Origin of the sequence: Streptomyces sp. NPDC003300 (assembly GCF_040610915.1) — a bacterium.
Lineage (GTDB): Bacteria > Actinomycetota > Actinomycetes > Streptomycetales > Streptomycetaceae > Actinacidiphila.
In genome coordinates this window covers 1-19,894 of record NZ_JBEXNE010000027.1, presented here as the reverse complement: position 1 = coordinate 19,894, position 19,894 = coordinate 1, and the positions used below count along the sequence as shown (strand labels likewise).

Annotated in this window: 13 protein-coding genes; 5 read left to right on the top strand and 8 right to left on the bottom strand. The window is 72.5% G+C overall.

The genetic code is table 11. The features are described 5' to 3' along the window. Nucleotides 1-170 precede the first annotated feature (170 nt). On the bottom strand, nucleotides 171-743 hold the full coding sequence (locus tag ABZX65_RS30005; RefSeq protein ID WP_355346872.1) for a hypothetical protein: 573 nt from the start codon (nucleotides 741-743) through the stop codon (nucleotides 171-173). Nucleotides 744-1,003: 260 nt separating this feature from the next. Between ABZX65_RS30005 and ABZX65_RS30000 the strand changes: the two genes are divergently transcribed. Beyond that, nucleotides 1,004-2,686, top strand: a complete 1,683-nt coding sequence (locus tag ABZX65_RS30000) for a DUF2079 domain-containing protein (protein WP_355346869.1) — start codon at nucleotides 1,004-1,006, stop codon at nucleotides 2,684-2,686. Nucleotides 2,687-2,717: 31 nt separating this feature from the next. On the opposite strand, the gene ABZX65_RS29995 is transcribed toward ABZX65_RS30000, so the two are convergent. The 7 genes from ABZX65_RS29995 to ABZX65_RS29965 all read right to left on the bottom strand — a co-directional run bounded on the left by ABZX65_RS29995 (nucleotide 2,718) and on the right by ABZX65_RS29965 (nucleotide 13,645). Then, a complete protein-coding gene (locus tag ABZX65_RS29995; protein ID WP_355346866.1) occupies nucleotides 2,718-3,626 on the bottom strand; it encodes a hypothetical protein in 909 nt (302 codons plus the stop codon). A gap of 174 nt (nucleotides 3,627-3,800) precedes the next feature. Continuing rightward, the gene (locus ABZX65_RS29990; protein WP_355346863.1) at nucleotides 3,801-4,895 is read right to left on the bottom strand and encodes a glycoside hydrolase family 19 protein; all 1,095 of its coding nucleotides are present in this window, start codon (nucleotides 4,893-4,895) and stop codon (nucleotides 3,801-3,803) included. A gap of 121 nt (nucleotides 4,896-5,016) precedes the next feature. Continuing rightward, nucleotides 5,017-8,556 carry a transcription-repair coupling factor gene (gene mfd / locus ABZX65_RS29985; RefSeq protein ID WP_355346860.1) on the bottom strand — a complete coding sequence of 1,180 codons (3,540 nt, stop codon included), beginning with the start codon at nucleotides 8,554-8,556 and terminating at the stop codon, nucleotides 5,017-5,019. Between the two features lie 262 nt (nucleotides 8,557-8,818). Then, complete coding sequence (locus ABZX65_RS29980; RefSeq protein WP_355346857.1) at nucleotides 8,819-11,386, bottom strand: FtsX-like permease family protein; 2,568 nt, start codon at nucleotides 11,384-11,386, stop codon at nucleotides 8,819-8,821. After that, on the bottom strand, nucleotides 11,383-12,171 hold the full coding sequence (locus ABZX65_RS29975) for an ABC transporter ATP-binding protein (RefSeq protein ID WP_188285264.1): 789 nt from the start codon (nucleotides 12,169-12,171) through the stop codon (nucleotides 11,383-11,385). Before ABZX65_RS29975 ends, ABZX65_RS29980 begins: the two co-directional genes overlap by 4 nt. A gap of 470 nt (nucleotides 12,172-12,641) precedes the next feature. Next, nucleotides 12,642-13,139 carry an SUKH-3 domain-containing protein gene (locus ABZX65_RS29970; RefSeq protein ID WP_355346853.1) on the bottom strand — a complete coding sequence of 166 codons (498 nt, stop codon included), beginning with the start codon at nucleotides 13,137-13,139 and terminating at the stop codon, nucleotides 12,642-12,644. Then, nucleotides 13,136-13,645 carry a YwqJ-related putative deaminase gene (locus tag ABZX65_RS29965; protein ID WP_355346850.1) on the bottom strand — a complete coding sequence of 170 codons (510 nt, stop codon included), beginning with the start codon at nucleotides 13,643-13,645 and terminating at the stop codon, nucleotides 13,136-13,138. The genes ABZX65_RS29970 and ABZX65_RS29965 overlap by 4 nt, the downstream gene beginning before the upstream one ends. A gap of 426 nt (nucleotides 13,646-14,071) precedes the next feature. Here ABZX65_RS29965 and ABZX65_RS29960 point away from each other — a divergent pair, with 426 nt between their 5' ends. The 4 genes from ABZX65_RS29960 (at nucleotide 14,072) to ABZX65_RS29945 (ending at nucleotide 19,782) form a co-directional block, all read left to right on the top strand. Next, on the top strand, nucleotides 14,072-14,833 hold the full coding sequence (locus ABZX65_RS29960) for a hypothetical protein (protein WP_355346847.1): 762 nt from the start codon (nucleotides 14,072-14,074) through the stop codon (nucleotides 14,831-14,833). Nucleotides 14,834-15,009: 176 nt separating this feature from the next. Next, the gene (locus ABZX65_RS29955) at nucleotides 15,010-15,813 is read left to right on the top strand and encodes a hypothetical protein (RefSeq protein WP_355346844.1); all 804 of its coding nucleotides are present in this window, start codon (nucleotides 15,010-15,012) and stop codon (nucleotides 15,811-15,813) included. Nucleotides 15,814-16,030: 217 nt separating this feature from the next. After that, entirely contained in the window at nucleotides 16,031-17,044 is a 1,014-nt protein-coding gene (locus ABZX65_RS29950) for an HNH endonuclease (protein WP_355346841.1), read from the top strand. Between the two features lie 8 nt (nucleotides 17,045-17,052). Then, nucleotides 17,053-19,782: an SUKH-4 family immunity protein gene (locus ABZX65_RS29945; protein WP_355346838.1), complete on the top strand. Its 2,730-nt coding sequence runs from the start codon at nucleotides 17,053-17,055 to the stop codon at nucleotides 19,780-19,782. Nucleotides 19,783-19,894: the final 112 nt, after the last annotated feature.

Sequence of the window (19,894 nt, the reverse complement as noted above, 5' to 3'; positions counted from 1 at the left end):
CATCAAGCGCGGCGACTTGTGACCCCTGTCCCGGTTCGTTCCGGGAACGATCTTTACGATGGAGGGGTTTGGTCCGCCTTTCGCCCTGCTTTTGGGCAAGAGAGGTCAAGCCCGCGCGGGCCTCCCGGCGGACCCCCTCAACGACGCCTCAGCGACGTCTCAGCGACGCCTCAGTGACGCAGCGCGTCGGTCACGGCGGCCTCGACCGCCTTGCGCGTGCTCGCGGCGGAGCCCCCGGGCACGGCGGTGACATTCGCACCGGGCGCGTCAGCCGTACCGCCCGTACCGCCCGCCTTCTTCCCCACGGCCTTCTCCCCCACGACGACGAAGCGCGTGCCGGGGAACTTCGGTCCCGCCGCCGGGACCGCGCCGTCGGGGCCCGCGCCGACCGTCAGGACGACCGTGCACTTGCGGTCGGCCAGGGTCGCCAGATAGGGCCCGGCCGCCGCCGCGCTCTGCTCCCCCGCCATCGCCAGATAGCTGACCTTCGCGTGCGTCCCGGCCGAGGCGTCCCGCATCCCCGCCCACACCGGCGCCGCCGCCGGGTCCGCCAGACCGCGCTCCCCGGTGAGCAGACACGCCTGCTGGTCGGTGTACGTACGCGCCCGGGCCGGCGGCAGGGCCCGCTCCTTGCCGGGGCCGGAGGACGTCAGGACCAGGGCGGTCACGGTGGCGGCCACCGCCACGGCCGCGGCGCCCGCGAGGAGTATCCAGAGCCGATGCGCGTTCGTCCACGTTTTCACGGCGGGCAGCATATGCGGCGCGGGCCGCCGGGACAGCGGCGGCCGAGGGGTATCTTTCTCGCGGTGAAGCACCGCATAACGGTGCATACGGGACGGACACCGCGGGGCCGCGCCGGTCCGCCAGGAGCGGCGGGCCCGTGGTGCCGGGACGCGAGTGGCGGAGGTGAGTGGGGATGGCGGGTTCAGGAGTGCCCCCGGCACAGCCGCGTCCCGTATCTTTTCCGGCAGACCCCGACCCAGCTTCCGCGGGAGGACCGACGATGGACAGGGCCGAGGCCGTCATACCGGCGCAGGACACCAGAGCCGCCGCGCCCGGCGGCACCACGGTCGACGACGCGCCGACGACCGGCTTCAGGCTCGGCGGCATCGGGCCGCGCGTCGACCCGTATCTGCTGGCCACCGTCTTCTTCGCGGCGTTCCTCGCGCTGTCGGTCACCCGCTACCGGCGGATGCTCACGATGTCGTGGGACCTGGGCATCTTCGAGCAGGCGGTCGGCTCCTACGCGCACTTCCACGCGCCGGTCGCCGACCTCAAGGGCCCCGGCTTCAACATCCTCGGTGACCACTTCAGTCCGATCACCGCCCTGATCGCCCCCTTCTACCGGGTGTTCCCGAGCCCGGTGACGCTGCTGGTCGCGCAGGCGCTGCTGTTCGCGCTGTCGATCGTGCCCGTGACCCGGGGCGCCGCCCATCTGCTGGGCCGCGGGCGCGGACTGGCCGTCGGCGTGGCGTACGGGCTGTCGTGGGGCGTGCAGCGGGCGGTCGAGTTCGACTTCCACGAGATCGCCTTCGCGATGCCGCTGCTGGCGTTCTCGCTGGAGGCGGTGCTGCGCAGGAAGTGGGCGCCGGCGATGTGGTGGGCGCTCCCGCTGATCTTCGTCAAGGAGGACATGGGCGTCACGGCCGCCGCGATCGGCGCGATCGTGTGGCTGCGCACTCGCAAGGAGACCGAGCCGGACGCCGGGTCCGAGGCCATGTCCGGGGCGCCGTCAGGGGCGGGAGCGGTCGGCGGGTCCGGGGCCGTCGGCGGGTCCGGGGCCGCGCGGGGCGAGGACGTCGTCCCGGCGCCGCGCGCCGACGGCGGCGAGGCCCCGGAGGCCCCGGAGGCCGACGGGAGCGGGACGCGGGCCGAGGAGCCGTCGCGGCTCAGCGACGGCATGCGGTACGGGCCGTACGCGCTGGGGCTGGTCAGCCTCGGGGTGCTGGCCTCCGCGCTCGCCTTCGCGGTGATCATCCCGGCGTTCAACAGCGCGGGCGGATACGACTACTGGAACAAGCTGAACGGCAACGGGGCGCCGATGCCGGGGCACATCCCGTTCGGCACCGCCGTGCACACCCTGCTGTGGATTCTGCTGCCGACCACCGGCCTGCTGGCGCTGCGTTCGCCGCTGCTGCTGGCCGCGCTGCCGACCATCGGCTGGCGGTTCATCTCGCACGACGACCACTACTGGGGCACCGACTGGCACTACAGCGCGGTGCTGATGCCGGTGGTCTTCCTCGCCCTCGTGGACGCGGCGGCGCTCTCCCGCAGGAGCCCGCGGCCCTGGCTGCGCTCCTACGCCTCGGGGCTGCCCGCGGCGGCGGCGGGCGCCGCGCTGGCGCTCACCTTGACGATGCCGCTGGCCTCGCTCAGCCACTCCGACACCTACAAGGTCGACGCGCACACCAAGGCCGTGGAGAAGCTGCTCGAAACGGTGCCCAGCGGCTCCTCGGTGGAGGCGAACGTCGGGCCGATCAGCCGTCTCGTCCACCGGACCACGGTGTACTGGGTCGGCGACACGCAGGGCATCAGCCCGGACTACATCGTGATCGACAACTCCTCCGGCTGGGTGCCCGATCCGCTCACCTACGCCAAGCAGCTCCACCCGAACGCCGAATATCAGCAGATCGTCAACGCCGAGGGCTATGTGATCATGCACCGGACGAGCCCGCCGAACGGCTAGGGCCGGACGCGTCGGGCGCAGCGGGACCGGCTCAGGCCGTCGGGTAGTCGACGTAGGCGAAGCGGCGGCTGTCCGGGGCCCAGCTGTTGACGTTGAGGCTGCCCTGGCCGCCGGGGAAGGCCAGGACGTCACGCGGGGCGCCGCCGTCCGGGTCCATGACGCGCAGGACGACGTCGCGGTCGGCCGGGTGCCCCTCGGTGCCGGGCGGGAAGCTGATGTAGAGGACGTGTCGTCCATCGGGTGACAGGTGCGGGAACCAGTTGACGCGCGCGTCCGAGGTGAGCCGCGTCAACTCGGTGCCGTCCGGCCGCATCCGGAAGAGCTGGGCGTGGCCGGGGACGGTCGCGCCGTGCTCGGAGTTGAAGTAGATCCAGGCGCCGTCGGGGCTGAACTCCGGGCCGTCCGCGGGCGCGGGAGAGTCCGTCAGCCGGGTGTCGGGGCCGCCGGCCGCGGGGACGGTGAAGATGTTGCGGTAGCCCCACTCGTCGCCGCCGTACGGCTCGACGCCCACGTACGCCAGCGTGCGGCCGTCGGGCGAGACGCCGTGCAGGAAGTGCCGGAAGGGTCCGGGGCCGCGGTCGTTGGTGACCCGGCGCGCGGGTCCGCCCTCGAACGGCACGGCGTGGATGTGCCCGTCGCCCGCCGACAGATAGACCGTGCCGCCGTCCGGCGAGAGCACATGGTCGTTGTTGGCGTCCGTGATGCCGCCGGTGTCGATGACCTCGGGCGCCCCGCCGCCGGGGGCGATCCGCAGCAGCAGCCCGTCCTGGTTGAAGACCAGCCAGCGGCCGTCCGGCGACCAGTTCGGCGCCTCCAGCGCGCTGTCCGCCGTCTCGTACACCAGGCGCGGCTCGCCGCCGTCGATGTCCCCGACCAGCAGCCGCGCGCGCTGTCCCGCCGCCAGCGGCCGTACGTTCGTCCCCGCTCCGGTGATCGTCACAGCCGCTCACACTAACGCGCCCCGCTCGTGGTGAGCGGGGCGCGTCGGATGAAGCGTGCGTACGGGCTGGGCGCGTACGGCCTTACCCGCGTACGGCCTTACCTGTGTACGGCCTTGCGTGTGTACGGCCTTGCGTGCGTACGGCCTTGCGTGCGTCCGTGGGACGACGCCGGGTCAGCAGCTCAGGTTGTTGCCCGCCGGGACTCCGAGGATCGAGACGAAGCTCTGGTAGGAGTTGACCCGGCTCTGCACCTGCGCGGGGTTGCCGCCGTTGCACTCGATGCTGCCGTTGATGCTGCGGATGGTCTCACCGAATCCGGCGCCGTTGACCATGGCGTTGTGCGGGGTCATGGTGCCGGGGCCGGTCTGGGTGTTCCAGTACCACAGGCCGGTCTTCCAGGCGACGGCCGAGTCGGTCTGCACCAGGTTGGGGTTGTGCAGCAGGTCGATGCCGAGCGCGTCGCCCGCGGCCTTGTAGTTGAAGTTCCAGCTCAACTGGATCGGCCCGCGGCCGTAGTACGCGGACTGTCCGGCCGGGCAGCCGTAGGACTGGCTCGTGTCGCAGTAGTGCGAGTAGTTCGCGGTGTTCTGCTCGACGATGTAGACGAGGCCGCCGGTCTCGTGGCTGACGTTGGCGAGGAAGGCCGCGGCCTCCTGCTTCTTCACCGTGTCGCTGCCGGTGTTCGCGAAACCGGGGTACGCGCTGAGCGCCGCGGTCAGGCCGCTGTAGGTGTAGAAGGAGTTCCGGTTCGGGAACATCTGGTTGAACTGGGCCTCGGTGACGACGAATCCGCTCGGGTTGCCGGGCGGGGTGGTCGTACCGCCGCCGTTGCAGCCGAACGGGTCCCAGTACCAGGTGCTGATGGTGGGGTCGTAGCCCGGGTTGTCGTGGGAGGCCTTGTAGTAGTTGCCGTTGCTGTACTTGACGATGTCACCGGCGACGTAGTTGTGGCCCTGGACCCACGCCGGGTAGTTGCAGGTCCCGCCGGTGCCGCCCGTGGTGCCGCCGGTGCCGCCCGAACCGCCGGTACAGGCGCCCTGGTCCGACCAGACGTCGGCGGCGCCGGGCGTCTCGCCCTGGGTCCACCACTTCGCCAGCCAGTTGTGGCTGTTGTACGACGCGCCCATGCCGCCGGTGTACACCGACGACGAGTTCCACGCGGTGGAGCAGCCCGCGGCGGAGGCGGTGGACGCCAGCGGTACGAGGATGGCGATTCCTATCGCGACCGCGAGTGCGGTGAGGAACGCTATGAGCCGTTGTCTCGACACGTGACCACTCCTTGTGGGGGTTCGAGTGGGGTCGGGACAGACTCAAGCGGAATGGTCTGGACCTGTCAAGGTCCAGACCATTGAACGTCCGCCGGGCGGTGGGAAACCGGCTGGAACAGCCCTAGTTGTCCAGCACCGTCGTCAGGAACTCCGCCGTCCACTCCAGCAGTTCGCGGCCCACCACCGGCTTGCCGCCGATCCGCGCCGTCGTCGGACGCGGGACGAGGATCTGCTTCGTCGCGTGCTTGAGCACCGTGCGCGGGTAGAGCCGGTTCAGCCGCAGCTCCTGCGACTCGCGCAACTCCACCGGGCCGAAGCGGACGTTGACGCCCTGGAGGGTGATGTCGCTGACGCCGACCTTGCGGGCCAGCATCCGCAGCCCCGCCACCAGCAGCAGATTCTCCACCGGCTCCGGCAGCTTGCCGTAGCGGTCGGTCAGCTCCTCGCGGACCGCCGCGATGTCCTCGGCCGTGTTGGCCGCTGCGATGGCCCGGTACGCCTGGAGCCGCAGCCGCTCGCCCGGCGCGTAGTCGTGCGGGACGTGCGCGTCCACCGGCAGTTCGATCTTGACGTCGAGCAGCGTCTCCTCCGGCTCGCCGCCGCTCTCCAGCGCCGAGCGGTAGTCGGCGACGGCCTCGCCCACCATCCGTACGTACAGGTCGAATCCGACGCCCGCGATGTGCCCGGACTGCTCGCCGCCCAGCAGATTGCCCGCGCCGCGGATCTCCAGGTCCTTCATGGCGACGTACATGCCCGCGCCCATCTCGGTGTGCTGGGCGATGGTGGCGAGCCGCTCGTGCGCGGTCTCGGTCAGCGGCTTCTCCGGCGGGTACAGGAAATACGCGTAGCCGCGTTCGCGCGAGCGGCCGACGCGCCCGCGCAACTGGTGGAGCTGGCTGAGCCCGAAGGTGTCGCCGCGCTCCACGATCAGGGTGTTGGCGTTGGCGATGTCGATGCCCGACTCCACGATCGTGGTGGACACCAGCACGTCGAACCGCTTCTCCCAGAAGTCGACCACGACCTGTTCGAGCTGCGATTCCCCCATCTGCCCGTGCGCGGTGGCGATCCGCGCCTCCGGCACGATGGCGCGCAGCCGCGCCGCCGCCCGGTCGATCGACTCCACCCGGTTGTGGATGTAGAAGACCTGGCCCTCGCGCAGCAGTTCACGCCGGATCGCGGCGCCGATCTGCCGCTCCTCGTACGGGCCGACGAAGGTCAGCACCGGGTGCCGCTCCTCCGGCGGGGTGGTGATGGTGGACATCTCGCGGATGCCGGTGACCGCCATCTCCAGGGTGCGCGGGATCGGGGTGGCGGACATGGTCAGCACGTCCACGTTGGCCCGCAGCTTCTTGAGCTGCTCCTTGTGCTCGACGCCGAAGCGCTGCTCCTCGTCGACGATGACCAGGCCCAGGTCCTTGAACTTCGTCTCGGAGGAGAAGAGCCGGTGGGTGCCGATCACCAGGTCCACGGTGCCGTCCCGCAGCCCCTCGATGGTGGCCTTGGCCTCGCTGTCGGTCTGGAACCGCGACAGCGCCCGCACCTTGACCGGGAACTGCGCGTACCGCTCGGCGAAGGTGCCCATGTGCTGCTGCACCAGCAGCGTGGTCGGCACCAGCACGGCGACCTGCTTGCCGTCCTGCACGGCCTTGAAGGCCGCCCTCACGGCGATCTCGGTCTTGCCGTAGCCGACGTCGCCGCAGATCAGCCGGTCCATGGGGACGGACTTCTCCATGTCCTCCTTGACCTCGGCGATCGTGGTGAGCTGGTCGGGCGTCTCCGCGTACGGGAAGGCGTCCTCCAGCTCGCGCTGCCAGGGGGTGTCGGGCCCGAAGGTGTAGCCGGGGGCGGCCATCCGCGCCGAGTACAGCTTGATCAGGTCGGCGGCGATCTCCTTGACCGCCTTCTTCGCCCGCGCCTTGGTCTTCGTCCAGTCCGCGCCGCCGAGCCGGTGCAGCGAGGGGGCCTCGCCGCCGACGTACTTGGTGACCTGTTCGAGCTGGTCGGTGGGGACGAAGAGCCGGTCGCCCGGCTGGCCGCGCTTGGCGGGCGCGTACTCGACCAGCAGGTACTCGCGGGTGGCGCCCTGCACGGTGCGCTGCACCATCTCCACATAGCGGCCGACGCCGTGCTGCTCGTGCACGATGTAGTCGCCCGCCTGGAGGGTGAGCGGGTCGATGGTCTTGCGCCGCCGGGACGGCATCCGGCCCATGTCCTTGGTGGACGAGCGCTGCCCCGACAGGTCGGTCTCGGTGAGCACCGCGAGCTTGAGCGCCGGGTCGATGAAGCCGTGCTCGATGGAGCCGGTCGCCACGTGGACCACGGACGCCGCGAGGTCGGCCAGCTCGATGTCGAGGCGGGCCGCGATGCCCTCGCCGCCCAGCACCTCCACCACGCGGGCGGCCGGGCCCTGGCCCTCGGTGACGTAGACGGTGCGCCAGCCGTCGGCCAGCCAGCCCTTGGTGTCGGCGAGCGCGCGGGCGGTGTCGCCGCGGTACAGCTCGGGCGCGTGCATGCCCAGCTTGAGGGTGTCGGCGGCCAGGTCGTCGGCCTCGTCGGCCGCGAAGGGGCTCACCGACCACCAGGGGACGCCCAGCTCGCGGGCCCGGTCGCGGACGTCGGCGATCGACCACAGCGAGGCCGCGCCCAGGTCGATCGGCGCCTCGCCGCCGCCGGCCGACGCCGCCCAGGACGCCTCCAGGAATTCGCGGGAGGTCGCCACCAGGTCGGCGGCGCGGGTACGGACCCGCTCCGGGTCGCACACCACGGCCATGCTGCCCGCCGGGAGCACGTCGAGCAGCAGCTCCATGTCGTCGACCAGCACCGGGGCCAGGGACTCCATGCCCTCCACCGCGATGCCCTCGGCGATCTTGTCCAGCAGTTCGTGCAGCTCGGGGTGGGCGACCGACAGCGCCGCGGCCCGCTCCTTCACCTGGTCGGTGAGGAGCAGCTCGCGGCAGGGCGGCGCCCACAGGCCGTGCTCGGCGACTTCGAGGGAGCGCTGGTCGGCGACCTTGAAGTAGCGGATCTCCTCGACGTCGTCGCCCCAGAACTCCACCCGCAGCGGGTGCTCCTCGGTCGGCGGGAAGACGTCGAGGATGCCGCCGCGCACCGCGAATTCGCCGCGCTTCTCGACCAGCTCGACGCGGGAGTACGCGGCTGCCGCCAGGCCCTCGGTGACGGTGCCCAGGTCGGCGCTCTGCCCGGTCCGCAAGGCGACGGGCTCCAGGTCGCCCAGGCCCTTGACCTGCGGTTGCAGCACGGACCTGATGGGGGCGACCACGACCTGTACGGGTCCGGTCGCCGCGTCGTCGGCCCGCGGGTGCGCCAGGCGGCGCAGGACGGCCAGGCGGCGGCCGACGGTGTCGCTGCGCGGGGACAGCCGCTCGTGCGGCAGCGTCTCCCACGCCGGGTACTCGGCGACGGCGTCCGGCGGCAGCAGGGTGCGCAGCGCGGCGGCCAGGTCCTCCGCCTCGCGGCCGGTCGCCGTGACCGCCAGTACGGTGCGGTGCGCGCGGGCCGCGAGCGCCGCGATGGCCAGCGGACGCGCGGCGGGCGGCCCCACCAGGTCCACCATCGGCCGGGCGCCGGAGGCGGCGGCCTCCACCGCTTCCGCGAGGGCGGCGTCCTCGACGACGACGTCGACCAGACCGTTCAGACTCATGAGGGGTTTTCCGTCCCGGGGCAGAGGCAACGCGAAGCACCCGACACGTGTCACGGGCCGGGGGTACCTCCAGCGTACGACGTACCGCCGACAGCCACAGGCCATCGCGTGAGGCGCGGGGCCGCGGAGCCCGTGGGCGGGGACGCCCGGCGGGGGGCGGACCGGGGTGCGGGACGCGCGGGCGGCCCCGGAGCGCGGGGGGTTGCGCTTCCGGGGCCGCGTCTGTGGTGACCTGCGCCACCGGCCGGTGCGACCGGCGGCGTCAGTCCGTGGCGATCGCGTTCAGTACGTTCATCCGCCCCGCCCGGAAGGCCGGGAGCAGCGCGGCCAGCAGGCCGACGACCGCGGAGCCGATGAAGACCAGGATGATCGTCGTCCACGGGATCTGGAGGACGCCGAGCCCCTGGGAGGCCAGCACCTTCTGTCCCGTGGTGCCCCAGCCGAGGCCGAGACCGAGGCCGACCAGCGCGCCGAAGAGCGCGATGACCACCGATTCGAGGCGGATCATCCGGCGCAGCTGGCGCCGGGAGGTGCCGATCGCCCGCATCAGGCCGATCTCCCGGGTGCGCTCGACCACCGACAGGGCGAGGGTGTTCACCACGCCCAGGATGGCGACGATGATCGCGAGGCCGAGCAGCCCGTAGATCATGTACAGGAGCTGGTTGACCTGCTTGTGGATGAGGTCCTTGAAGTCGGACTGGTCGCGGACCTTGAGCTGCGGGTAGTCCTTGACGGCCGCGGTGAGCGAGGCGCCCGCCTCCTTGGCCTGGCCGTCGACGGCCTTGGCGAACATGATCTGGTCGAGCGGCTGCTTGTCCGCCGGGAGGTACTGCTTGGCGGTGGCCAGGTTGGTGTACCAGGCGCCGTGGTCGACCGTGGTGTCGTCGCTGGTGATGACGTTGACGCGGAGCTTGGTCGGCGTGCCGCCGATCATCGTCACCGGCAGCTCGTCACCGATCTTGATGTGGTGGTCCTTGGCGTACGCCTCGTTGACGGACATGCCGTTCTTCGCGTACGCGTCCTTCAGATCGCCCTTGACCGTCTTGAGCCGCAGGTCGTCGGCGTAGGTCGGGCTGACCGCGCTGAACTGCTTGGTGACCGTCTTGCCGTCGGGCAGCGTGACCTTGGCGTTGACGCCCGCGTACTCGGTGAAGTGCTCCATGTGGGAGGCCGACTTGATCGCCGCCACCAGGGCGGGGGTCAGCGGCTGGCCGCCGTCGGGCTGGAGGATGAAGTCCGCGCCGACCGACTTGTCGAGCTGGTCGTCGGCGGAGGCCACCATGGACGAGCCGACCACCGACATGCCGGCGACCAGCGCGAGGCCGATCATCAGCGCGGAGGCGGTGGCACCGGTACGGCGCGGGTTGCGCAGCGCGTTGCGCTCCGCGAGGCGGCCCATCGGTCCGAAGAACCGCAGGATGACCGCGCTGACCGCTCGTACGATCACACCGGCCAGCAGCGGGCCGATGATCACGAAGCCGACCAGGCTGAACAGCACGCCCAGCCCCAGCAGTCCGCCGCCGGAGGACGCCTTGTCCGACTGTCCCGCGCCGACCAGTGCCACGGCGCCGATCGCGCAGACCAGGACGCCGATCGCGGCGCGGATCCGGCCGGACTTCGCGTCGGTGGGGGTGCCCGCGTCGCGCAGCGCCGCCATCGGGGAGATCCGTCCGGCCCTGCGGGCCGGGATGTAGGCGGAGATCACGGTGACGATGACGCCGATGGCCAGGCCGACGATCGGGGTGGTGGCCTTGATGGTCAGCTCGGAGGTGTCGAGCTTCATGCCCGCCTGGCCCATGAGCTTCATCAGGGCGATGGCCAGGCCGATGCCGCCGCCGATGCCGAGCACCGAGCCGACGACGCCGAGCAGCACCGCCTCGACCAGCACCGACCGGTTGACCTGCTTGCGGCTGGAGCCGAGGGCCCGCATCAGGCCGATCTCGCGGGTGCGCTGGGCGACCAGCATGGAGAAGGTGTTGACGATGAGGAAGATGCCGACCAGGACCGAGATGCCCGCGAAGCCGAGCATCGCGTACTTCATGAAGTTCAGGAAGCTGCCGACGTCGTCCTTGTCCTTCTTCTTGGTCTCGGCGGCGGTGTCGACGGTGTACTTGCCCGCGCCGATGGCCGTCGTGACGTCCGCCTTGAGGCGGTCGTCGGTGACGCCCTTGGCGGCGGTCAGGCCGTAGCCGGTGTACGCGTGGCTGTCACCGAGCAGCTTGGCCTGGGCGGTGGCGGTCTCGATGTAGATGACGGCCGCGCCGGGGTTGGTGGTCTTGAAGGTGACGATGCCGGAGATCGTGACGTGGAAGTCGCCGGGGGCGGCGATGACCCGCAGCGTGTCGCCGATCTTCAGGTGGTGCTTGTCGGCGGTGTCGGCGTCGATCACCGCGTCGGTGGGCCCGCGCGGGGTGTTGCCCGAGGACAGCTCGACGGCCTTGGTCTCGGTCGGGTCCCAGTTGCTGACGATGGTCGGGGCGCCGCTGGTCGGGCTGATGCTCTTGTTGTTCGCGTCGGCGACCGTCACCTGGTCGCTGGTGACGTCGGGGTAGGACTTGGCGACGCCCGGCACCTTGAGCAGGGTCTGCTGGAGCGAGGCGGGCACGGTGTCGGGCCGTCCGGTCTCCTGCGCGTCGTCGACCTTCTTGGCGCTGATGGTGACGTCGGAGGCGGTGGAGCCGAAGAGCTTGTCGAAGGTGGCGGTCATGGTGTCGGTGAACACGAGCGTGCCGCACACGAACGCCACCGAGAGCAGGACGGCGACGGCGGACAGCGCCATGCGTCCCTTGTGCGCGAGGAAGTTGCGCACCGATGTCTTCAGGACGGTCACGAGGTCCTCCCGCGACCGTCGAAGGACTTCATGCGCTCCAGGACGCCGTCGGCGGTCGGGTTCTGCATCTCGTCGACGATCCGGCCGTCCGCCAGGTACAGCACGCGGTCGGAGTAGGAGGCGGCGACCGGGTCGTGGGTGACCATCACGATGGTCTGGCCCAGTTCGTCCACCGACTTGCGCAGGAAGCCGAGGACTTCGGCGCCGGCGCGGGAGTCGAGGTTTCCGGTCGGCTCGTCACCGAAGATGATCTCGGGACGGGCGGCGAGGGCGCGGGCGACCGCGACGCGCTGCTGCTGACCGCCGGAGAGCTGCGTGGGGCGGTGCTTGAGGCGCCCGGCGAGACCGACGGTCTCCACCACCCGGTCGAACCAGTCGCGGTCCACCTTGCGGCCCGCGATGTCCATGGGCAGCGTGATGTTCTCCGCCGCGTTGAGCGTCGGCAGCAGGTTGAAGGACTGGAAGATGAAGCCGATCTTGTCCCGGCGGAGCTGGGTGAGCTTCTTGTCCTTGAGGGTGGTGATCTCGGTGTCGCCGATCCAGATCCGGCCCTCGGACACGGTGTCCAGCCCGGCCAGGCAGTGCATCAGCGTGGACTTGCCGGAGCCCGAGGGGCCCATGATCGCGGTGAACCGGCCGCGCGCGATGTCGACGTCCACCGCGTCGAGCGCCAGGACGCGCGTCTCGCCGCTGCCGTACGCCTTCGTCACCGCTCGGCCTGCTGCGGCAACGGCCGGACGCTCTCCGCTGCCCCCGGACTTGGGAATCGTCACTGCCGTTGTCACGTGAATCTCCTGTGAGGTCGATGCGGGCCCTGACCAGGCCCTGTTGAGCCGGTGTGCTCAGCTTGTCGGAGCGCCGTCCCCCGGCACGATGGGGGAGGTCTCCGTCTTGTGGGTGGGGCTATCCCCACCCCGCCTCATGACCGTATGGAACGGACGGCCCGGGATCGTCATCCGCCGGTACGAACCGATGGCCACCAAAAGTAGGTACCTCCCCCTAGGGGTCTGCTACCTGAGGCTCATCCCCGTGTCGGGGACGTCGCCGCGACCGCGCGAAGGTGTCCTTTACACGTACGGGAGTTGAGGGGTCGTCATGGCCCGGGGGACGCCCGCGTCCACGGCCGCGGACGCGGGCGGTCCGTCGTGGACGGGTTCGCCGTGAGCCGGTCTTTCGGGGCTCAACCCGGCGAAGGTCAGTGCTTCGCGGCTCAACCCGGCGAAGGTCAGTGCATTGCGGCTCAACCCGGCGAAGGTCAGTGCATCGTGAGGCGCACCGGGCGTACGCCGCCGATCAGGGCGGTCAGCGCGCGGTCGATGTCGGGGCCCACGTACCAGTCGCCGGTGTGGTCGACGGTGTAGACGCGGCCCTCGGCGTCGATCGCGAGCAGCGCGCCGGACGCGGGCTCCTCGCCGAGCGGGCTGATGTCGGTCTCCAGGGCGCGGCCGAGATCGCCGAAGGTCCGCGCCAGGTGCAGGCCGCGCAGCGGGTCGACGGCGATGGCCGTGGGGGCGATCTGCCGGCCGGGACCCGAGGCGCCGGGGATCAGCAGGCCGCCGAACTCCGCCCACGCCTCGACCGCGGCGGGGAAGACGGCGTGCCGGTGGCCGCCCGGCGACTCGTACGCCCGCAGCCGGTCCGCCCAGAACTCGGCCTGCTTGATGTCCCAGCGCCCCGGCCGCCAGCCCGCGGCGCGCAGCGCGGCGTCGACGCCGACCGGGAAACGGGTGGTGCCCGCCATCGGGATGCTCATACTCCTTCGGCCGCCGGATCCACCGGCTTGACCCCCAGGTGCGACAGCAGCGGCGCGCACGAGCGGCAGGGCGGGGCGTACGCGCCGTGCGTCGGGTCGCCGTCCTCCCGGATGCGCCGCGAGGTGAGCTTCGCCCCGCGCAGCGCCTTGCGGGCCTCACCCTGGGTGAGCGGCTTGCGGGACGCACGCTTGCCCCGGTTTGCCTCGACTGCCGTCAAGTGGCGTGAAATGAGCACCGGTTCGGGACAGCGCCCGGCGAACCGTTCCCGCTGCGCGACCGGCAGCGCGTCCAGGAAGTCCTGAACGATCGGGTGCAGTACGGGCGGTTGCTCGCCTTTGGCACCGGTGCAGGTCAGCACGTCGTCGCGGATCAGCAGCGCCGCGGCGACCGCGGGCATGATGCCGTCCCTGCGGTGCCGCAGCACCGGCGGGCCCACCGGATCGTCCGAACCGCTCCAGCTCAAGCGCGGATCGGCGGCCCCCGCCGCCTGGGTCTGACTTGTCATGATCTGTGTGCGTCCCTCCATCCGCCCGCCTGGGCGGGCGATCCCCCGTATGTCGTTCAGAGTGCCAAACAGGCCATGCGACGGGAAGCCGGACGCGGCACCGCGCCCATCGTGTGTGGGCCATGTCACCGTCGTGTGACGGAGCGTCGGCAGCGCGGGCACAGCATGTGCACAAAACCGGCCGCCATACGGTCGCGGGCGATCGTCGTACGGGCGCGGACGGTCGACGCAGGGTGACGGCCGGTCCCCGGCCGGCGCTACCCGAACACATGTCGGCGGCGGGGGCGCGCCCCGCGGGGGCGTCAGGCACGCACAGCCGCGACACAGCTTCGGCGCGGCATGGACGCGCGCCCGACATGGCGGGAGTATCGGCAGTCGGTCCGCGCCCGCGGACCCGCTGCCGCCGATCAGGGAACGTGACCCCCCATGCGCAAGACCCGGCTCCGCCTGGCCGCCGCCGTGCTCCCCGCCCTCGTCCTCGCCGCGGCCTGCTCCGGCTCGTCCGACGGCTCCAAGGACGCCGACGGCAAGGGCGGCAAGGCCACGGGCTCCGCCTCGGCCTCCGCTCCGACGAGCGGCGCCGACAGTCCGTCGGACGGCTCGGCGCTCACCAAGGCGCAGCTCACCAAGGCGCTGATCGCCGAGGCCGACGTGCCCGGCTGGACGATCCAGGTCTCGCAGACCGACGACTCCGCCGACACCTCCACGCTCACCGCGGACAAGCCCGCGTGCCAGCCGCTCGCCGACATCACCAGCAGCAAGCCGAAGATCCCGCGCAAGGCGTTCGTCGGCGCGGCCTTCGCGAAGACGACGTCGAGCGCCACCCCCGACGCGATCAACCAGATGCTGGTCGCCAGTCACGCGCCCGGTGACGCCGAGAAGGTCATCGAGTCGGTGAAGACGGCGCTGGGCACCTGCAAGAGCTTCACCGCGACGGACAACACCGGCACCAAGACGCCGTTCACCATCGCCAAGGGCCCCGCGGTGCCGACCGGTGACGAGGCCGTCTCCTATGTGATGGCCGACACCGCGGACAAGAAGTCCGGCGCGGCCCTGGTGAGCGTCGTGCGGACCGGCGACACCATCACCGCGTACCTGTCGGTGAAGTCGGCGGGCGGCGCGGGCACCCTGCCCATCGACGTCGCGCGCAAGCAGAGCGAGAAGCTGAAGGCGGCGCAGGCGAAGTGACCGTCCGCTGAAGGGCCTGCGGGGACCGTCTCGGGGCACACCCCGGGGCCGCTTTCGCGCGCCTCTTTGTGAGCGGCCCCACAGGCGAAATCGCGCCCCTGGTGCCGTAAAGTCGCGCGGCAACGGACCGTCGCCCGTGCGATCCCGGGGACGGACACAACACAGGGGAACACCAGATGCCGATACGTGCACGCAGTCGCCTACTGACCGGTAGCCGGGAGTCGGCCGCTGACCTGCGACGCGGCGGCCCGCACACGCGGACCGCCGTACTGGCGGCCACCGCCCTGGTGCCGGTGCTCGCGCTGACCGCGGCCTGCGGGGGCGGCGGGGGCGGCGACGACAAGGCGAAGAAGGAGCCGGGCCCGGTCCGCGCGTCCGGCGCGGTGTCGACGGCCAAGCTCACCTCCGCGCTGCTCACGTCCTCCGACGTCCCCCACGTCCAGGTGCTGCCCGCGGGCAGCAAGACGCAGCTCCTCGGCCCGGCCACGACGGTCGACAACGCGGCCTGCCAGCCGGTCGCCGACCAGTGGAGCAGCCGGCCCAAGCACACGCGGCAGGTGTACACCGGCGCGATGGTCACCGACACCGCGGACAAGGACAAGAACGCGAAGGCGATCAGCCTGGAGGTGATCGCCTCCTACGCTCCCGGCACCGCCGAGACCGTGCTGGACGAGCTGACCACGGCGCTGAAGACCTGCCGCGGCTTCAAGGCCACCCGCGACGGCGGGGTCACCTCCTACACCGTCCGGCCGGTGGCGCCGCCCGCGGGCCGGCCCGCGCTGGGCGACCAGGAGGTGGCGTACACGATCGCCGACACCGCGCGCGGCGCGGCGGGCGTCGTCCTGGTCACCGTGGTCAGGTCCGGCGGCGCCACGGCCGCGTACGAGACGGTGCGCGCCGACCACAAGACGGCGACGCTGCGGGCGGCGATCGCGCTGAAGCAGGCGGAGAAGCTGCGGGCGGCGGCGACCGGCGACTGAGCCTGGCGGCTGAGCCCGGCGGCTGCCGACGCGGGGCCGACGCGGGGGCCGACAGCCGCCGACGCGGAGTCGAGGCGGAGTCGACGCGGAATCGGCGGCTGCCGACGCGGGCCCGGCGGCAGGCGGATCAGGCAAGTTATCCACAGGCCCTGGCTCTGCCCTGGTGGTGAGGCCCTAGGCTGTGGTCATCAGCCAGACGCAGCAGGGGGCAACCGCCATGACGACAGGTCGGCAAGGGCTGGGCGCACCTCCCGGTCCGCGGGCCGGGGGACGTATCGTGCCGCCGCCGAACGCGGCCTACGCCGGACAGGTCGTGCATTTTCCCGACCCGGTACGCGCCGCCCGCCATCCCCAGGGTGTCTGGGTGGACGACAACGGGATTCCGGACTTCGCGCCGTACGCGCGGGCGGTGGCGGAGATCGCCGAGCCCCCCGAGGGCTTCGGGATAGACGAGCTGCGGCTGACCGACTACGTGTCGGCGAACGCGGCGCTGCACGCCTCGGGCCACGAGCTGTGGGGCAGCCTCTCCCCCGTCGCGACCCCGCACGGCTGGACCTGGCACCACGTCATCGGGACCCGCCGGATGGAGCTGATACCGGTCGAGGTCAAGGCGCTGCTGCGGCACCACGGGGGCCTCGCCGCCTCCTCCGCCGACCACGCCAAGCGCGGCACCCGGCCGCTCCAGGAGACCCGCCCGGTGCACTTCGGACTGCCGAAGGACCCGGTCGCGGTCACCGAGTCGCAGGTCCGTGACGTCGAGGAGGAGCTGGGCTACCGGCTGCCCGGCGGCTACCGCACCTTCCTGAAGGCGGCGGGCGGCTGCGCCCCGAGCGGCGTCGCGCTCGACCCGGACCTCGGCCTGCTGATCGACCAGCCGTTCTTCACCGTCCGCGACGACGCCGCGGTCAACGACCTGGTGTACGTGAACAAGTGCCTGCGCGACCACCTGACCAAGGACTTCCTGGCGATCTCCTACCTCCAGGGCGGCCTGCTCGCGGTCAAGGTCAAGGGCGAGCGGACCGGCTCGGTCTGGTTCTGCGCGTACGACGACGTCCGCGACGGCGACCGCTGGGCCGCCCCCGCCGACCGGGTCGCCGAACTGCTGCTGCCCTGCGGTGAGTCACTCGACGCGTTCCTGCTCCGGCTCGCGGGCAATCCGCCGGAATTGGAGACCGTCGCGAACCTGATGGTGGACGGGGGCTTCGCCAGCGCCGTCCCGGTGGAGGGATGAGGCCGGACATGGTCACTTTCGCGCAGGCCCAGGAGCGGGCGGAGCGCTGGATCAACGGCGACGTCCCCGCGTACGAGGCCCGGGAGATCCGGGTCCGCGAATTCGACCTCGGCTTCGTCGTCTGGTCGGAGCCGCGCGAGGGCGGCCCGTCCGCGGGCGACGGCGGCGACGTCCGCGTCGTCATAGCCAAGGACAGCGGCGAGGCCACCTTGTGGCCCGGCCTGCCCGTCGGCGAACTCATCAGGCGTTACGAGGAGGAGTACGGCCCGGTGCCGAACGACGCGGTGCCCGACCCGCCGCAACGCATCGACCTGGAGGCCACGTCCTTCCTGTTGAGCCCGCCGCAGTGGCTCCAGGACGCGGCCGACAAGATGGGCATCCCCGACAACCGCCGGTCGAGCCGGACCAACGGTGCCGGTATCGCCGCGGGCGCGGGCGCCGACGCTCCCGCGTGGCACGCCGCCGCCCCCGGGTCCGACGGCGCCCCGGCCGACCGTGCCCCGGCGGCCGACGCCGACGGCGGGTACGGCCTGGCGGCGGCCTCGGGACCCGCCTCGGGACCGGGCGACGGTACGGGCTCCGCGCCCGGCTCCGGCTCCGGCTCCGGCTCCGGCTCCGGCTCCGGCGGGATCGACTACCGGCGGCCCGCCTCCTCCGGGTCGTCCGGTGCCTCGACGCCCTCCCCCGCGCCCGCTGACAGCGCTCCCGTCGCACCGGCCGCGTCCGGCGGGATCGACTACCGGCGCCCGGCCCCGGCGGCCGACGCGCCCGCGACGCCCTCGGCGCCCGCGGAACCGGCCGTGCCCGGCGGCAGTTGGGCGGGCAAGACGACCAGCGACAGCGGCGAGGGCCAGTCGGTCCCGGTGCCCGCGACCGTCTTCGCGCCGCCGATCAGCGGCTCCGACCAGGTGGACCTCGCGCAGGACCCCGAGGCCGAGCAGGCCCGCACCGAACTGCTGCCGAGCGGCAGCGGGTTGCCCAAGACCCGGATCGCCCCGCCCGTGGAGCCGCAGGCTCCCGTGCCGCCCGCCAGGCCCGGCGTGCCGCACACCGTGGGGGGTTCGGAATTCCCGCCGCCCGGCGGACCCGCGGTGCCGCTGCCGCCGCCCGGCGGCCTCGGCGCCGGATCCGTGCCTCCGCCCGGTGGCCCCGGTCGCGGTGCCGCCGACATCGCCGACCTGGAGACGGCGAAGGCCGCCCGCGGCCATGTGCCGCCGCCCTCGGGCGGTCCGGTCCGCAGCCCGGACGCGCCGCCGCCCCCGCCGGGAGCCGCCGCTCCTGCGGGCGGTTACCTCCCGACGCAGCTCGTACCGCAGAATCCGCCGGGTGGTCAGAGCCCGCAGGGACCGCCGCCGCCCGCCGCCGGTCGTCCCGGCGGCAACGACCCGCACTACGCGGCGACCATGCTCGCGGGCCCCGGCGGCCCGCCCGGACCTCCCGGACCCACCGGTCCGACGGGACCGCCCCCGCCGCCGCCCGGCCCCGGCATGTCGCCGCCCCCGCCGCCCGCGGGGAACAACGACCCGCACTACGCGGCCACGATGCTGGCAGGGCCTTCGGGTCCGCCCGGACCCCAGGCGCCCGGCTCGGGCCCCGGCGCGCCCGGCCGGCCCGGCGGCAACGACCCGCACTACGCGGCCACGATGCTCGCGGGTCCCGGCGGCGCGCCCATGGGTCCGCCGCCCCCGCCCGGTGGCGGCGGCATGGCCCCGCCCCCGCCGCCCGGCTACGGCTACCCGCAGCCGACGGCGGTGCCCACGGTCGGCCCCGGCTACATGGCGGTGCTCCGCTACCGCGGCCAGGACGGCAGCGAGCAGCAGCTCATCCGGCGTTCGGCGCCCGGCACTCCGCACCCGGAGTGGCAGATCCTGCACGAGCTGCGCTCGATGGGCGTGCGGCCCGAGCAGGTGCTCGAACTCCACACCGAGCTGGAGTCGTGCGACCTGCCCGGCGGTTACTGCACGCGGATGATCCGCGAGACCTGGCCGCAGGTGCGGATCAGCCACACCGCGCCGTACGGCAGGGACCACGCCAGCCGCCAGCAGGGCGTCCAGCATCTGCTGACGCACCAGGGCGAGCTGCACCAGGTGGCGGGCGCGCCCGCGCGCCCGCAGCCGCAGCGGGTCCCGATGCCCGACCCGCACAGTGTGCTGCGGGTGCCGCCGGTGCCGCTCGACGTGATCGGGCAGGAACTGGCGTCGGCCTTCGGGCCGCAGGGACTGTTCCGCTTCGACCAGCGGGCGGTGTCCCGGCAGGGCGTGCCCGACATCGTGGCGCAGACCCTGGTGTGGGCCGGGCTGCCGGTGGACTTCGGCCCGTTCTTCTGGGCGCAGGCCCAGCCGGGCCAGCCGGTGCCGACGCTGGCGGAGCTGGCCCAGCAGCGCGGCGTGCAGGCGGCGTCGGACGCGGGCTCGTATCTGGTGATGGGCAATGACTTCGGCCGTCAGCTCTGTGTGCAGTACGGCACCGCGCACATCGTGGCGGTGCCGTTGGAGGCCGGTCCGGGCGGGCAGCCCGCGCCGCCGCAGTTCGTCAATTCGAGCCTGCCGGAATTCGCCCGCTGCCTGGCGCTGCTGGGCCGGATGTGGCGGCTGCGGATCGGGCTGACGCCCGATCAGGCGGGCCGCTGGACGGTGGACTTCCAGGCGCAGCTCGCCGCGCAGGACCCGGCGGCCATCGCCTCGCCCGACCACTGGTGGTCGGTCCTCATCGAGCAGATGTGGGACGGACTGCTGTAACGGCCCACTGAGGGCCCGGCCGACGGCTGTACCGCCGCGCCGGGCCGGGACCGGGCGCCGCGGGCGTGTAACGGGTGATCCACGGACCGGTCTTCAGGTCCCAGGCGGTCAT

Bases quoted from the DNA above. Each gene is read 5' to 3' on its own strand.
- ABZX65_RS29950 (WP_355346841.1), top strand. From the start codon at position 16,031: ATGACGACAGGTCGGCAAGGGCTGGGCGCACCTCCCGGTCCGCGGGCC.
- ABZX65_RS29955 (WP_355346844.1), top strand. From the start codon at position 15,010: ATGCCGATACGTGCACGCAGTCGCCTACTGACCGGTAGCCGGGAGTCG.
- ABZX65_RS29960 (WP_355346847.1), top strand. From the start codon at position 14,072: ATGCGCAAGACCCGGCTCCGCCTGGCCGCCGCCGTGCTCCCCGCCCTC.
- ABZX65_RS30000 (WP_355346869.1), top strand. From the start codon at position 1,004: ATGGACAGGGCCGAGGCCGTCATACCGGCGCAGGACACCAGAGCCGCC.
- ABZX65_RS29965 (WP_355346850.1), bottom strand. From the start codon at position 13,645: ATGACAAGTCAGACCCAGGCGGCGGGGGCCGCCGATCCGCGCTTGAGC.
- mfd (WP_355346860.1), bottom strand. From the start codon at position 8,556: ATGAGTCTGAACGGTCTGGTCGACGTCGTCGTCGAGGACGCCGCCCTC.
- ABZX65_RS29970 (WP_355346853.1), bottom strand. From the start codon at position 13,139: ATGAGCATCCCGATGGCGGGCACCACCCGTTTCCCGGTCGGCGTCGAC.
- ABZX65_RS29945 (WP_355346838.1), top strand. From the start codon at position 17,053: ATGGTCACTTTCGCGCAGGCCCAGGAGCGGGCGGAGCGCTGGATCAAC.